This is a genomic window from Micromonospora sp. LOL_014, assembly GCF_048060245.1.
Taxonomy (GTDB): Bacteria; Actinomycetota; Actinomycetes; order Mycobacteriales; family Micromonosporaceae; genus Micromonospora_E.
In genome coordinates, this window is sequence record NZ_JBHMIP010000017.1 from 31,423 (window position 1) to 44,686 (window position 13,264).

Annotated in this window: 12 protein-coding genes and 1 tRNA gene; 4 read left to right on the forward strand and 9 right to left on the reverse strand. The window is 71.7% G+C overall.

The window, feature by feature from the left end:
- Positions 1 to 57 precede the first annotated feature (57 nt).
- Together ACFHW1_RS16265 and ACFHW1_RS16270 are read right to left on the reverse strand one after the other, a co-directional pair.
- A complete protein-coding gene (locus tag ACFHW1_RS16265) occupies positions 58 to 1,269 on the reverse strand; it encodes a cytochrome P450 (RefSeq protein ID WP_416568542.1) in 1,212 nt (403 codons plus the stop codon).
- 284 nt (positions 1,270 to 1,553) lie between these two features.
- Positions 1,554 to 2,411 carry a helix-turn-helix domain-containing protein gene (locus ACFHW1_RS16270; protein WP_416568543.1) on the reverse strand — a complete coding sequence of 286 codons (858 nt, stop codon included), beginning with the start codon at positions 2,409 to 2,411 and terminating at the stop codon, positions 1,554 to 1,556.
- Between ACFHW1_RS16270 and ACFHW1_RS16275 the strand changes: the two genes are divergently transcribed.
- From ACFHW1_RS16275 to ACFHW1_RS16285, 3 genes are read left to right on the forward strand one after another with little or no spacing between them, the layout of a single operon-like run.
- Complete coding sequence (locus ACFHW1_RS16275; RefSeq protein ID WP_416568544.1) at positions 2,371 to 3,588, forward strand: cytochrome P450; 1,218 nt, start codon at positions 2,371 to 2,373, stop codon at positions 3,586 to 3,588. The two genes, ACFHW1_RS16270 and ACFHW1_RS16275, sit on opposite strands and share 41 nt — an antisense overlap.
- 47 nt (positions 3,589 to 3,635) lie before the next feature.
- The gene (locus ACFHW1_RS16280) at positions 3,636 to 4,823 is read left to right on the forward strand and encodes a DegT/DnrJ/EryC1/StrS family aminotransferase (RefSeq protein WP_416615685.1); all 1,188 of its coding nucleotides are present in this window, start codon (positions 3,636 to 3,638) and stop codon (positions 4,821 to 4,823) included.
- Between the two features lie 39 nt (positions 4,824 to 4,862).
- On the forward strand, positions 4,863 to 5,645 hold the full coding sequence (locus ACFHW1_RS16285) for a thioesterase II family protein (RefSeq protein ID WP_416568546.1): 783 nt from the start codon (positions 4,863 to 4,865) through the stop codon (positions 5,643 to 5,645).
- 21 nt (positions 5,646 to 5,666) lie between these two features.
- Here ACFHW1_RS16285 and abc-f read toward each other — a convergent pair whose 3' ends face one another.
- Positions 5,667 to 7,319 (reverse strand): ribosomal protection-like ABC-F family protein, encoded by a 1,653-nt coding sequence (abc-f, locus tag ACFHW1_RS16290; protein WP_416568547.1) that lies wholly within the window; start codon positions 7,317 to 7,319, stop codon positions 5,667 to 5,669.
- A gap of 170 nt (positions 7,320 to 7,489) precedes the next feature.
- Positions 7,490 to 7,565, reverse strand: a tRNA-Thr gene (locus ACFHW1_RS16295).
- Positions 7,566 to 7,688: 123 nt separating this feature from the next.
- Here ACFHW1_RS16295 and ACFHW1_RS16300 point away from each other — a divergent pair.
- Positions 7,689 to 9,455, forward strand: a complete 1,767-nt coding sequence (locus ACFHW1_RS16300) for a metallophosphoesterase (protein ID WP_416568548.1) — start codon at positions 7,689 to 7,691, stop codon at positions 9,453 to 9,455.
- Between the two features lie 27 nt (positions 9,456 to 9,482).
- Here the strand turns inward: ACFHW1_RS16300 and ACFHW1_RS16305 are convergent, their stop codons facing one another.
- The 5 genes from ACFHW1_RS16305 to ACFHW1_RS16325 all read right to left on the reverse strand — a co-directional run bounded on the left by ACFHW1_RS16305 (position 9,483) and on the right by ACFHW1_RS16325 (position 13,257).
- The gene (locus ACFHW1_RS16305; protein WP_416615686.1) at positions 9,483 to 10,316 is read right to left on the reverse strand and encodes a PSP1 domain-containing protein; all 834 of its coding nucleotides are present in this window, start codon (positions 10,314 to 10,316) and stop codon (positions 9,483 to 9,485) included.
- 235 nt (positions 10,317 to 10,551) lie between these two features.
- Positions 10,552 to 11,277, reverse strand: a complete 726-nt coding sequence (locus tag ACFHW1_RS16310) for a hypothetical protein (protein ID WP_416556458.1) — start codon at positions 11,275 to 11,277, stop codon at positions 10,552 to 10,554.
- On the reverse strand, positions 11,277 to 11,627 hold the full coding sequence (locus tag ACFHW1_RS16315) for a hypothetical protein (RefSeq protein WP_416556457.1): 351 nt from the start codon (positions 11,625 to 11,627) through the stop codon (positions 11,277 to 11,279). The genes ACFHW1_RS16310 and ACFHW1_RS16315 overlap by 1 nt, the downstream gene beginning before the upstream one ends.
- A gap of 1 nt (position 11,628) precedes the next feature.
- Positions 11,629 to 11,955, reverse strand: coding sequence for a YbaB/EbfC family nucleoid-associated protein (locus ACFHW1_RS16320; protein WP_416556456.1), 327 nt, complete (start codon positions 11,953 to 11,955; stop codon positions 11,629 to 11,631).
- Positions 11,956 to 12,051: 96 nt separating this feature from the next.
- Positions 12,052 to 13,257, reverse strand: coding sequence for a DNA polymerase III subunit delta' (locus ACFHW1_RS16325; RefSeq protein WP_416556488.1), 1,206 nt, complete (start codon positions 13,255 to 13,257; stop codon positions 12,052 to 12,054).
- Positions 13,258 to 13,264: the final 7 nt, after the last annotated feature.

Sequence of the window (13,264 nt, forward strand, 5' to 3'; positions counted from 1 at the left end):
GTGGCGGATCATCCGGTGCTTACTCGGCCCCTCATCCGAACTGGTCGTGGAGCTGGATCACCACCTCACCGGTAGGGTCACGAGGCTCCGTACCATCATCCCCCGGTGCCATTCGAGTTCGTTCTCCTTGACCGCGAGGCGAAGGTTGGGGAGTCGTCTGACCAGAGCTCCGATGGTGGCCTGGATCTCCAGTCGGGCGAGGCTGGCACCAATGCAGAAATGCGGGCCGTATCCAAACGCGATGTGCGGATTGGGTTCACGGTCGAGGACGACGTCGGCGGCGTCCGGGAAGGCGTCATCGTCGAGGTTGGCGGAGGTCAAGGAGAAGATCACGGCGTCACCGGCACGGATGGTGGCCCCGTTGAGTTCCAGGTCCTCGGTGGCGATGCGGGTGGGCCCCACTGTGGCCCACATCGGGGCGATGCGGAGCAGTTCCTCGACGGCTGTCGGGATCAGCTCGGGCCGGGCGCACAGGGTCTCGTACCGGGTCCGGTCGCGCAGCAGGACGAACAGGTGCGAGGCGATCTGGCTGGCGGTGGTCTCATGGCCGCCGACGAGGAGGCCGCCGGTGAGCATGATCAGCTCTTCCTCGCTGAGCCGGTCGCCATCGTCGCGGGCCTCGATCAGCGCACCGATGAGGTCGTCGGTACGGTTCGCGCGGCGGTGCGCGAGCAGGCCGCCGAGGTACGCGATGAACTCCTGGACGGCCTGTTCGACCTCGTCGTCCGAGTAGCGGGTGCTGGACATCAGGGCATCGCTGAAGGCCCGGAAGATGGGCTGCTCCTCGGTGGCGACCCCCATCATCTCGCAGATGATCGTGACCGGGACGGGGAGGGCGATCTGGCGTACGAGGTCCGCTGGCGGGCCGGTCTCGATCACGTCGTCGACGAGCCGGTCGGCGATCTCGGCGACCCGGGGGGCGATGTCCCGGACGCGTTTCGGGGTGAACGCGGTGGCGACGAGGCGGCGCAGCCGGGCGTGCGCCTCGGGGGGCATACCCATCAGCCCGTCCGCCTCCTGAATGCGGGGGGAGGCGCGGGGCACGTCCCGGCCGGCGCCGGCGGCGATGCTGAGCCGCGGGTCGGAGAGCGCCTTCCTGGCATCGGCGTGCCGGGTGACCAGCCAGGCGTCCCCACCGCCGTAGGGCATGCGGACGCGGGCGACCGGCTCCTTTGAGCGCAGGTCCCCGTAGGTCGGGTCGACAGTGAGGTCGGCGCGGTCGCTGAAGGGGTAGAGCCGTAAGGATCCGGCTGTTACGGGACACTTCATGGCTGCTTCTCCTCCAGAAAGGGGGCCGTCCTGTACCGATCTTGACAAGTTCCCTCCCTGAGAGCCCGCCCTTTCCCGACAGCCCACCCTTTCCCGATTCACCCAACAGGAGCCGGCGACACGCTGTCACGAAATCACAGAGGACTATGTCAGGTCCCGTAGTTTAACTGACCGAACCGTCTGTGACAATCGCTACAGTCGATCTCCTCCGGGCGTGCTCTCAGCGTTGGAGACGGCACTATGTCAGGTCCGGCCTTGCGACCGCAGGCACCGGGCCGTAACTTTCAATGCCACGGAACGGTTCTCGGCATGCCCCCCGACAGCTCAGTCCGGTGCACGGTTCGACGCCAGCACATCGACCACAATGGCACACATTGCAGACCACGTTTCGCCGTAGCTGGTTTCGATTCGTTTCGCGCCCACCAACGCCCGAAAAAAGTCGCCATAACCGGTACACCTGCGGATCCGGCGACCGCTACTGTCAGACCGCCGAATCCTGGCAAGGTTGAGTTCCTCCCCGCCCTAAAAGACGGAAATCCCCTTGGTCGCCCTCGGGGTTTCCTGTTTCGTCGACGACCGCCCGTCCGAGAGGAGAACTCCCGTTGAGGTCTGACACCGCCTCCACAGGCAATCACGGAGAGCCTCCCCAGGGCACCGCATGCGGAGCGCAGCCGGGTCGACGGGAACCAGCGGTCCACGACCGCCAGGTCTCGGCCGTACCAGTCGGCCTTGTCCGCCAGCATGGTCCGGAACTGCCGCAGCGCCTGCTGCAACGGCACCGACGAGACCTCGGTGAGGAAGGCGAACTCGTCGGTCGCCTCGGTGCGGACGGCCAGCGCCATGTGGTAGACCGGCCGGACACAACCGAACGTCCGGGCAAGCTCGGCCGCCTGCCCCGGGGTGGGGTAGAGGCGGTACCGGAACGCCCACTTCACGGTTTCGGGAACAGTCCACAATCTCGCAATCCGGTCGGGAAACCTGGGGTGGCGTGTGGATGGACGCCGATCCGCCCTGGCGGCAGATCGGCTTTCCCTGTCCTGCTCCGCAGGAGTTCCGTTTCCTCCCCGGCCTGAACGCCGACGTATCCACGGAAGGGCTCCGATGACGCAGACGGACAACGCAGCCGCGCCACCGCTCGACATGCCCAAGGGCGCGGACGCCCGGGGGCTGCTGGACTGGTTCGCCTACATGCGGGAGCACAGTCCCGTCTCCTGGGACGAGACCCGGCAGGCCTGGCACGTGTTCAACTACCGGGACTACCTGACCGTCACCGCCAACCCGCTGATCTTCTCCTCGGACTTCAGCCCGGTCTTCCCGGTTCCGCCGGAGCTGGCCCTGCTCATGGGGCCAGGCACCATCGGCGGCATCGACCCGCCCCGACACGGTCCGATGCGTAAACTGGTGAGCCAGGCGTTCACTCCCCGGCGGATCGCCCAGATGGAGGCGCGGATCGAGACGATCACCGCCGACATCCTCGAGCAGGTTCGCGGCCAGGAGCGAATCGACATCGCCGCCGAACTCGCGTACCCGCTGCCGGTGGCGGTCATCGCCGACATGCTGGGCATCCCGAACGAGGACCACGAGAAGTTCCGCGAGTGGGTCGACATCATCCTCAGCAACGAGGGCCTGGAGTATCCGAACCTCCCGGACGACTTCACCGAGACGGTCGGCCCGGCCATCGCGGAGTGGTCGGAGTTCCTCTACGCCCAGATCGCTGAGAAGCGGGCCCGGCCGCAGGACGACCTGATGAGCGGGCTGCTGGCGGTAGAGGTCGAGGGCCGCAAGCTGACCGACGAGGAGGTGGTCAACATCGTGGCGCTCCTGCTCACCGCCGGGCACATCTCCAGCGCCACGCTGCTCAGCAACCTCTTCCTGGTACTGGAGGAGCACCCGGAGGCGCTGGCGGCCGTCCGCGCCGACCGCAACCTCGTCCCCGGTGTGGTCGAGGAGACCCTTCGCTGGCGGTCCCCCTTCAACTGCATCTTCCGGTTGCTCGCCGAGGACACCGAGATCTTCGGCCAGCCGATGCGCAAGGGGCAGATGGTGATTGCCTGGATCGCCTCCGCGAACCGCGACACCGAGGTGTTCACGGACCCGGACATCTTCGATATCCGGCGCGAGCCGAACAAGCACCTGGCCTTCGGCTACGGCATCCACCACTGCCTGGGCGCGTTCCTGGCCCGACAGGAGGCCAAGGTCTTCCTCAACCACGTCCTCGACGAGTTCAGCGAGTTCAGCATCGACCACGACGAGGTCGAGTTCTACGACCCGGACCAGCTCACCGCGCGACACCTGCCCGTCCAGGTGGTCCGCGGCTGATCGCCGTCGACCCGCTGACCTGCCCCGACCCCACGCACGGACCCGAGGTGACAGTGGAGGTTCCCTTCCTCGACCTGGTTGCGGCCAACGACGAGGTACGGGCCGACCTGGACGCGGCGTACACGCGGGTGTCCGCGTCGGGCCGCTACCTGCTCGGTCCGGAGCTGACGGCGTTCGAGAGGGAGTTCGCGGCGTACTGCGCGGCGCGGCACTGCGTCGGGGTGGGCAGCGGGCTGGACGCGCTGGTGCTGGCCCTGCGGGCGCTCGGCGTCGGGCCGGGTGACGAGGTGATCGTGCCGGCGCACACGTTCATCGCGACGTGGCTGGCGGTGTCGGCCACCGGTGCCCGCCCGGTGCCGGTGGAGCCGGGCGGGTCCAGTTTCGGCATCTGCCCGGAGCGGTTGGCGGACGCGCTCACCCCGCGGGTCAAGGCGGTGCTCGTCGTACATCTCTACGGGCACCCTGTCGACCTGGACGCGGTGCGGGCGGTCGCCGACCGGTACGGCGTACCGGTGGTGGAGGACGCGGCGCAGGCCCACGCCGCCACCTACCGGGGGCGGCCGATCGGTGCCGGCGGGGTGGTCGCGTTCAGCTTCTACCCGGCGAAGAACCTCGGCGCGCTGGGCGACGGCGGAGCCGTGGTCACCGACGATGCGCGGCTCGCCGAGCGGGTCCGGCTGTTGCGCAACTACGGCTCCGCACGCAAGTACGAACACCAGGTGCAGGGCGGCAACTCGCGGCTGGACGAGTTCCAGGCGGCGGTACTGCGGGCCAAGCTGCCGTACCTGGACGAGTGGACCGCGCGACGGGACCGGGTGGCCCGGCGGTACACGGAGGCGCTGAGCGAGGTGCCCGATCTCGTCCTGCCCACCGTCGCGCCCTGGGCCACGTCCGCGTGGCACCTGTACGTGGTCCGGACCCGGCATCGTGAGCTGCTGCGGGGTCGGCTGGCCGAGGCCGGGGTGGAGACGCTGGTGCACTACCCGACCCCGGTGCACCGGTCCGGCGCGTACCGGGACACCGAGACGGTCCGCCGGGCCGGCCCGTTACCACTCAGTGAACGCCTCGCCGAGGAGGTCCTAAGCCTGCCCATCGGCCCCCACCTGTCCGACGAGAGCGTCGAGATGGTGGTCTCCGTGGTCCGCGCCGCCCTGACCGACATGGCGGCGCAGGTCGGGGCCGCATCGTCCCGGTCGGTGCGCCGGGCCGCGCCCACCAGGCCACCGACCACCTGAGCACCGCATCATCGAGGAAACCGAGGAGCGTCCACCCTCATGTCCCGGGCCGCCGATTCACCCGAGCTCTGGCTGCGTCGTTACCAGCCGGACGACGACCCCGCCGTCCGGCTGTTCTGCTTCCCGCACGCTGGCGGCGCAGCCAGCGCGTACCTGCCGTTCGCGCGCCGGCTGCCGGCCACGTTGGACGTGGCGGCGGTCCAGTACCCGGGCCGGCAGGACCGCCGGGACGAGCCCTTCGTCGACTCCATCGACGCCCTCGTGGAGCGGCTGCTGCCCATCCTGCTCGCCGCAGCGGACCGGCCGATCGCCTTCTTCGGACACAGTATGGGCGCCACGGTCGCCTTCGAGGTCGGTCGGCGGCTCCCACCCGCCGCCGCCGACCGGCTGGTCCACCTCTTCGCCTCCGGCCGGCGGGGCCCGGCCACCCCCCGCCGCGACCGGTACTACCACGCAGACGACGAGCTGATCGCGGAGATCCGCCGGCTGGAGGGCACCGACTCCAGCCTGTTGGCCGACGAGGAACTGCTGCAGATGGTCCTCCCGGCGATTCGCAACGACTACCGGGCGGCGGCGACCTACGACTACCGCCCTGGGCCACTGCTGCGCTGCCCGGTCACCGTGCTCACCGGCGACAGCGACCCCAACGTCACGGCCGAGGAGGCGGCGGCGTGGGCCGAGGTGACGACGGCAACGACGGTGGTCCACACCTACTCCGGCGGGCATTTCTACCTCAACGGCCAGATCGACGCGGTCTGCGGGCGGGTCACCGCCGCGCTCAAGGCGCTGACCCCGGCGGGGACCGGCGGCGTCGGCGGCTGAGGTACTCCTCCCGCCCGGCCGTCACACCCGCGTGGAGCCGGCGACCGCGCCCTCGCGCAGCTCCAGCCGGGTCCCGGTGAAGGTGCTGCGCATCCGGCGGTCGTGCGTCACCACGACCAGGGCCCCGGCGTAGCCGTCCAGCGCCCGCTCCAGCTCCTCGACCAGCAGCGGGGCGAAGTGGTTGGTGGGCTCGTCCAGTAGTAGCAGGTCGGCCGGGCGGGTGACCAGGCGGGCCAGGTCGATCCGGCGGCGCTGCCCGACGGAGAGCGTCCCGACTGGCATCCCCAGATCGTCCGGGCGGAAGAGGCCGAGCGCGAGAAGGTCCTCGGCGTGCTCGTCGGGGTGCCCCGGGCGGCCCGCCGCGAACGCCTCCAGCAGGGTGCGCCCCGGCTGCTCCGCCGCCACGTCCTGGCGCAGGTGACCGACCCGGGCCGGGAGCCGCACCTGCCCACCGTCCGGAACGAGTTCACCGGCGAGCACCCGCATCAGCGTGCTCTTGCCCGCCCCGTTGCGACCGGTGACCAGCAGTCGCTCGGACCGGCCGACGACCAGGTCGGGAACGTGGAGCCGGTCGCCGACCCGAACGTCGGTCAACTGGGCGCAGAGGGTGTCGGCGTCCACCGGGCCCGCCGTGACGGACGCGGTGAACCGCAACGGGTCGGCGGGGCGCGGAACCGGCTCCTCCCGGAGGCGGCGCAGCCGTTCGTTGGCGTTGCGGGCCTTGCGGGAGGTCGCCGTTGACGAGGACCGGGACCGGTGCGCGCCGGCCCCGCTGAACGCCGCCGGACCCTTGCGGGAGATGGACCGGAGCATCTCGCCGGCCCGCTCCGCGAGGTCGGTCTGCCGGTCGACCTCGGCCAGCCAGTCCGCGTACGCGCGCTCCCAGGCGGCCCGGGAGGCGGCCTTTGCCCGCAGGTAGTTGGCGTAGCCGTCCCCGTACCGGCGCACGGTCAGGGTGTCGGCGTCGACCTCCAGGATGGTGGGAGTGACCGCCTCGAGGAACATCCGGTCGTGGGTGACCACCAACACCGTGCCCCGGTGCGTGCGCAGGTGCTCCTCCAGCCACTCGACGGCCTCGGTGTCGAGGTCGTTGGTGGGCTCGTCGAGTAGCAACAGCTCCGGCGCGGCGGCCAGGGTGGCCGCGAGGGCGAGCCGGGACCGTTCCCCGCCGGAGAGGGTGTCGACCGCCCGGTCCCGGTCGAGATCGGGCAGGCCGAGGCCGTGCAGGGCTGCGTCCACCCGGGCGTCGGCCGCGTAGCCGCCGCGGGCTTCGAACTCGGTGAGCAGCGTGCCGTACTCGTCCAGCTGCTCAGCGGTCGCGGCGGCGAGGGCCGCCTCGGCGGCCCGCAGCCGCGCCTCCATGTGCCGTAGGTCGGCCAGTGCGTGGTCCACCACGTCCCGCACGGTGCCGCCGGGTGGCAGCCGCAGCCGCTGCGCCAGGTATCCGGTGCCGCCGGGCGCGGAGACCGTCAGGTGCCCGCTGTTCGGCGTCTCCAGCCCGGCGATGAGCCGGAGCAGGGTCGACTTGCCCGACCCGTTCTCGCCGATGACACCGACCCGCTCCCCCGGCTTGACGGTGAGCGACACCCGCTCCAGGACGACCCGTTCGGGGTAGCGCTTGGTGACCTCGTCAAGGACGAGTTGCGAGTCGGGTGACGACGGGCAAGTCCGCACGAGGGAACTCCTGCTTCGGGCTGGGCCGAACATCCAGCCTTAGTCAACCACGCGGCCGTCCGCCACGCGTCGTGGAAGGCTCTGCCGCGCGGTCGCGGCCACCGCGTCCCTGGAAACCTGACCGGCGAAGAGATGCCCTGACCAGCAGGCCTGCTGGTCAGGGCATCTGTTGGAGCCGCCTGACGGAATCGAACCGTCGACCTACGCATTACGAGTGCGTCGCTCTGCCGACTGAGCTAAGGCGGCAACGATGAACCAGTGTACGGCACCGGGCGGAGATCACGCCGGGCGGCCGAGAGGCACCGACGGGACGGCCGAGGGCCGGCCACGGGTGACAGGCGTCAATGACCGACAGTAGGCTCCGGACGTGTGACGGACGAACCGAGCACGCCTGCCCCAGCCGCCGACCCGGCCGGCCCCGGGCCGATCGATCCGGACCCAGCCGCCGCCGAACATCACCGGCCCCGGTCGCTGGACCCGAGGGAGCTCGGCTTCGCCCCGCGACCACCGGTGCCCTGGCTGGCCCCGATGCTGCTGCTCAGCACCGGGCTACGCACCCTGCTGGCGATGCTGTTCGGCGCGTACCTCGACAAGCGGGAACTGCAGGGCGCGCTCCCCGACGACGTGCACCACCACGACGCCGTCGACGGGGAGCTGTGGATCGACTACGTGGCCGACCTGGGTGACGGCTTCCCGGCCACCTACTCGCTGGCGTACCTGCTGGCACAGCCGGAGCTGGACGTCGACGGCGTCGGCCGGCTGCGCCGCGGCGACCTGCTGGTGATGGGCGGCGACCAGGTCTACCCGGCGGCCAGCGGCGAGGCGTACGAGGACCGGAGCAAGGGGCCGTACCAGGCGGCCTTCCCGAAGCCGCCGGCCGGGCAGCCGCGACCCACGCTGTACGCCATCCCCGGCAACCACGACTGGTACGACGGGCTCACCGCGTTCCTGCGGCTGTTCGCCCGCCGACGCGACGCCACCATCGGCGGCTGGCGGACCGAGCAGAAACGGTCGTACTTCGCCACCCGGCTGCCGAACGACTGGTGGCTGTTCGCCATCGACGAGCAGTTCGGCGCGTACCTGGACGACCCGCAGCTGATCTACTTCGAGAAGGCGGCCGAGCAGCTCAAGCCGGGTGACCGGGTGATCCTGGCGGTGCCGGAACCGACCTGGGTCAAGGCGGTCGGCGACCCGCAGGCCTACGACGCGGTCGACTACTTCCTGCGTACGGTGGTCAAGCCGGCCGGTGCCCGGGTGCCGCTGATGATCTCCGGCGACCAGCACCACTACGCCCGGTACGCCAACCCGGACCGGCAGTTGATCACCTGTGGCGGCGGCGGCGCCTACCTGTCGGCGACGCACAAGTTGCCCGAGCGGATCACCGTACCGCCGGTCGACACCCTTTCCCGCAACGCCAGCCCGCAACGCGACTACGAGCTGGCCGGCCGCTACCCGGAGGCGGCCCGGTCCCGCCGCTACAGTTGGGGGATCTTCCACCGGCTGCCGCGCCGCAACCCGGGCTTCGCCACCCTGCTCGGCACCCTGCAGACGCTGCTGATGCTGGCCGTCGCCGGGGTCATCGTCTCCTGGGCCGATCCCGACAACCAGCGACTGTTCAGCATCCCGCTGGTCGCGATGGTGGTGCTCACCCTCGCCGCGTCGGTGGTCTTCGCCAAACCGCCGAGCGCCAGCGGCGCCCGACATTCCCGGCACTGGCTGCTCGGGCTCGGGCACGGTGTCGCGCACATCGCGCTGGCCTGGGTCGGTGCGCTGATCTGGCTGGAGCTACCGTTCGTCGACTGGCCCTGGCCATTGCCGGTGGTCGCCGCCGCAGTCGTCTACGGCCCGGTCGCCGGGCTGGTCGCAAGCCAGCTGACCGCCGGTTACCTGGTGCTGGCCGGCGCGTTCGACGTCAACCTCAACGAGCTGTTCGCCGGGCAGGGCATCGAGGACTCGAAGTGCTTCATCCGGATGCGGATCGCCGCCGACGGGTCGCTGACCCTCTACCCGGTGGCCGTCGACCGGGTGTGCCAGCGCTGGCGGGCCGACCCGCAGGCGCCCGCGCACGCCCCGTGGATCGTGCCGGAGCAGCCGCTGACCACCCGACTCGCCGAGGAACCGATCACCATCCGCTGAGCCGGCGACGTCCGGTGAGCCGCGAGGTCAGCCGTACGCCTGGTCGTGGGCCCGGCGCGGGCCGCAGACGTCGGCCAGGGCACAGCGTTGCACCGCCCCGTCGGCAATCTGCCGTACGGTGACCGACTCGCTCGGCGGATGCCGCGACACCACCTTGGCCGGACCGTCCGGGGTCTCGACCCGCTGGCCCGAGGTGGGGTAACTGCTGCTGTCCGCGTACAGTGGATGTTCGTACTTGAGGCAGCACATCAGTCGGCCGCAGGCGCCGGAGATGCGCAGCGGGTTGAGCGGCAGATCCTGGTCCTTGGCCATCCGGATGGTCACCGGCTCAAAGTCGGTGAGGAAGGTCGCGCAGCACAGGTCCCGGCCGCAGGAGCCGATGCCGCCCTGCACCCGGGCCGAGTCGCGGGCCGCCAACTGCCGCAGCTCCACCCGGCAGTGCAGGGTCGCGCCGAGGTCGCGCACCAGCGACCGAAAGTCGACCCGGTGCGGCGCGGTGAAGTAGATGGTGGCCCGGGCGCTGTGCAGCGACCCCGGTTCCAGCACGTGGTCAACGGCGACCACCTTCATCGGCAGCCCGTGCTCGCGGATCAGCCGCTTCGCCGCGACCTTCGCCTCCGCCTTGCGTTTGCGTTGCACCTCGTCACGGTGCAGATCCTGCTCGGTGGCCAGCCCGGCCAGCCGGGGAAAGCCGTCGGTGGGATCGTCGACCCACTGCGGGGCCCAGACGCACTCGGCGACCTCGGTGCCGTCGTCGGTGGGCACCAGCACCTTGTCGCCGACCGCCGGCCGCAGATCACCGGGGTCGAGGTAGAAGAGGCGCCCGTACCGGTTGAAGCTGACCGCGCAGAGCATCCCCATGGCCCTACCCTACGTCGACCTCGCGGCATCGAGAAGGCAGCCGGCGGCAGCCGATCCGCCGGATGGAGCCGGCTGAACGGCTGAATGTGCCGGGCGGCCCGCAACCTGTCCGGGCCGGCCGCGTTCCCTTCGGTGTCAAGAGCCTGCGGGGGGTGCAGGAAGGGTCACGGCGTCGCAGCCGGAGCAACAGGCGAATAGCCGTGCTCCTGAGCGCGGCGCCGTTGCCTGTTCCGGGTCAGTAGCGCAGCCGGATCGTCCCGTCGGCACCGGCACCAGGGCTGGCGACATCGGCCGGCCGGTGCCCGCCGGCCGGCGCCAACCGGGGCCGCCAGCGCTCCAGCAGGTCCTCGCCCCGCTCGGCGATCTCCAGGATCGCGGTCAGCACCGCCGCCGCGATCGTGGCGGCGGCGTCGGCCGCTGCCGACCCCGGCGGCCCGGAACCCGGAACCGCCGACCATCCGGGTTCGGCGTCGACGGTCCGTACGGTGACCGCCTCGGCCGAGCCCAGTGCCTCGGCCAGCACGGCGGCCAGGCCGGCCCGGCTCAGCGCCGCCCAGCCGGCGACCGCCTCGGCGTACCCGGCGGTGGCCGTCAACCGCCCGGCCAGGCTGTCCGGGTCGGCAGCGCCACCGCCACCACCACCGGTCAGCCGGGTGGCGAGGGTACGGCGTGCCGCGTCGTACGCCTGAGCCGCCGGGCCGGACCAGTCCAGCCGGCCGGACAGCACATCGACCGCTTCGGCGTACCCGTCCAGTTGCGGGCGGAGCGCGGCGCCGGCGGCGGCCAGCGGCTCCGGGCGCACCGCGACGAACGCGGCCACCGCGTCACCGGGCAACGCCCGCACCTGGCGCAGCAGCGGCCAGACCGGATGCCCCGGCGGCGCGCCGGTGCCGATGAGCAGCGCGTCCACTCGGGCCAGCAGATCCCGGGCCGGGGCGGCGACCCGGTCCAACACGTCCATCAGCTGCCCTCCGTCGACTGCCGGCGGCGGGCCGTCAGGTCGACGTCGCGGTACGCGCCGACCACGGACCGCAACCCGGCTGCGGTGTCGGCGAGCCGCCGGCCGGCGTCGTCCGCTTCAGCCGCCCGCTGCGCCATCGTGTCCCGCCACTGCCGGCCCAGCGCTGCGGTGAGCGCGCCCAACCGGCCGGCCGACACCGCCTGCGGCCCGCCGACGGCGGCGCCGCTCAACTCGCCGCCCAGTCCACGGTCTGCGTTGTCGCGCAGCCCGGTCAGCTGGCTCGCGGTGCCAGCCAACTGGTCGGCGCAGCGCGTCAGCTCGGCGGCGATCAGCTGCACGGTGGCGTCCATGTCAGACCTCCCGCAGCGACGGGTGGGCACCGAACGTCTCGGCCCACAGTTTCTCGCGCGCCCAGCGGGCGGCGTCGGCTGCCGCCGCCACCGTGGACCGCACGGCGGCGGCCAGTTCGGTGTTGCTCCGGGTGTGCAGGGGACCGAGGATCCGTACGTCGGTCACGGTGCCGGCGGCGTTGACCACGATCTCGACCGACCCGTCCGGCGAGCGCACCGTCACCTCGACGGTGTGCACCGCCTTGTCGAACTCGACCTGCCGGGCCTCGATTTGGCGGTACCGCTCGACCGCGTCCTCGATCCACGCTTCGTCGATCTGCCGTACCACGGGGTCCTCACCATCGTCGGCAAACGGGCACAGACCGGTCTGCACCCTACGTACGGATGGGGCTGCGCTACGGCACCGAACCGTACCGGCAGCGACCTAGCCGCGCCAGAGGCTGAGCATCATCGCTTCGACGGCGATCCGTGGCTTGACGTTGCCGGTGATCGCTTCTCGGCAGCTCAGCACTGCTTCCAGCCGGCGCAGCGCCGACTCCGCTGTCCACTTTTCGGCAGCTGCGCCGGTGAGCCCGGCGATGTCGGTGTGCACCGGGGCCACCGGGGCCCGCAGCGCGGAAACCAGTACGTCGCGGTAGAAGCCGGCCAGATCAACCAGCGCCCGGTCCAACGCGTCCCGCTGCGCCCGGGTGGCCCGGGACTTCTGCCGCCGTTCCAGCTCCTTGATCTGCCCGGCGGTCCCCCGGGCAGCGCTGGCGGCACCGCGCCCGGTGCCGCCGGCACCCAGCGCGGTCTGCAGCGCCGTACGCTCCGCCGCGTCAACATCGGCGACCGCTGCCTCGGCCTCCGCCTCGGCGGCGGCGATCAACGCCGACGCGGCGTCGAAGCAGGCCCCGACCGTGGTCAGCCGACGCGGCACCGCCAGAACGGCGTCCCGGCGCTCCCGCGCCTGCTGGTCCTGGGCCAGCCGCCGGGCCCGGCCGACGTGCCCCTGCGCGGCCGCCGCCGCCCAGGTGGCGGTCTCCGCCGGTACGCCGTCCCGCTCGGCCAGCACCTGGGCGACCGCCTCGGCCGGCGGCTGCCGCAGGCTGACCACTCGGCAGCGGGACCGGATGGTCACCGAAATGTCGTCCGGGTGGGTGGACGGCGTACAGAGCAGGAACACCGTCCTGGGCGGCGGTTCCTCGATCGCCTTGAGCAGCGCGTTGCCGGCCGCCTCGGTGAGCCGGTCGGCATCCTCGATCACCAGCACCTGCCAGCGTCCGGCGGACGGCGTGCTGGCCGCCCGCAGCACCAGCGCGCGCATCTCGCCGACGCTGATCGACAGGCCGTCCGGCACGACGAACCGGACGTCGGCGTGGGTACCGGCCCGGGTGGTGTGGCAGCCGGCGCACCGGCCGCAGCCCTGCCCGTGCAGGCACTGCAGCGCGGCGGCCAGCGCGCGGGCGGCCACCGACCGCCCGGAGCCGGGTGGCCCGGTGAAAATCCAGGCGTGGGTCATCGCCCCGGCCGACGGCGGCGGGTCGCCGTCGCCGGCGGCTAGCAGCTCGCCAGCCGCCGCAGCGGCCCGGCGCAGGGTCTGCACCGCCTCGTTTTGACCGACCAGGTCGGCGAAGACGTCAGCGGGCATGCTCACG

Coding starts and splice junctions, on each gene's coding strand:
- ACFHW1_RS16275 (WP_416568544.1), top strand. CDS start 2,371: ATGACGCAGACGGACAACGCAGCCGCGCCACCGCTCGACATGCCCAAG.
- ACFHW1_RS16270 (WP_416568543.1), bottom strand. CDS start 2,411: ATGTCGAGCGGTGGCGCGGCTGCGTTGTCCGTCTGCGTCATCGGAGCC.
- ACFHW1_RS16265 (WP_416568542.1), bottom strand. CDS start 1,269: ATGAAGTGTCCCGTAACAGCCGGATCCTTACGGCTCTACCCCTTCAGC.
- ACFHW1_RS16315 (WP_416556457.1), bottom strand. CDS start 11,627: ATGGACGCCACCGTGCAGCTGATCGCCGCCGAGCTGACGCGCTGCGCC.
- ACFHW1_RS16305 (WP_416615686.1), bottom strand. CDS start 10,316: ATGGGGATGCTCTGCGCGGTCAGCTTCAACCGGTACGGGCGCCTCTTC.
- ACFHW1_RS16310 (WP_416556458.1), bottom strand. CDS start 11,277: ATGGACGTGTTGGACCGGGTCGCCGCCCCGGCCCGGGATCTGCTGGCC.
- ACFHW1_RS16325 (WP_416556488.1), bottom strand. CDS start 13,257: ATGCCCGCTGACGTCTTCGCCGACCTGGTCGGTCAAAACGAGGCGGTG.
- ACFHW1_RS16285 (WP_416568546.1), top strand. CDS start 4,863: ATGTCCCGGGCCGCCGATTCACCCGAGCTCTGGCTGCGTCGTTACCAG.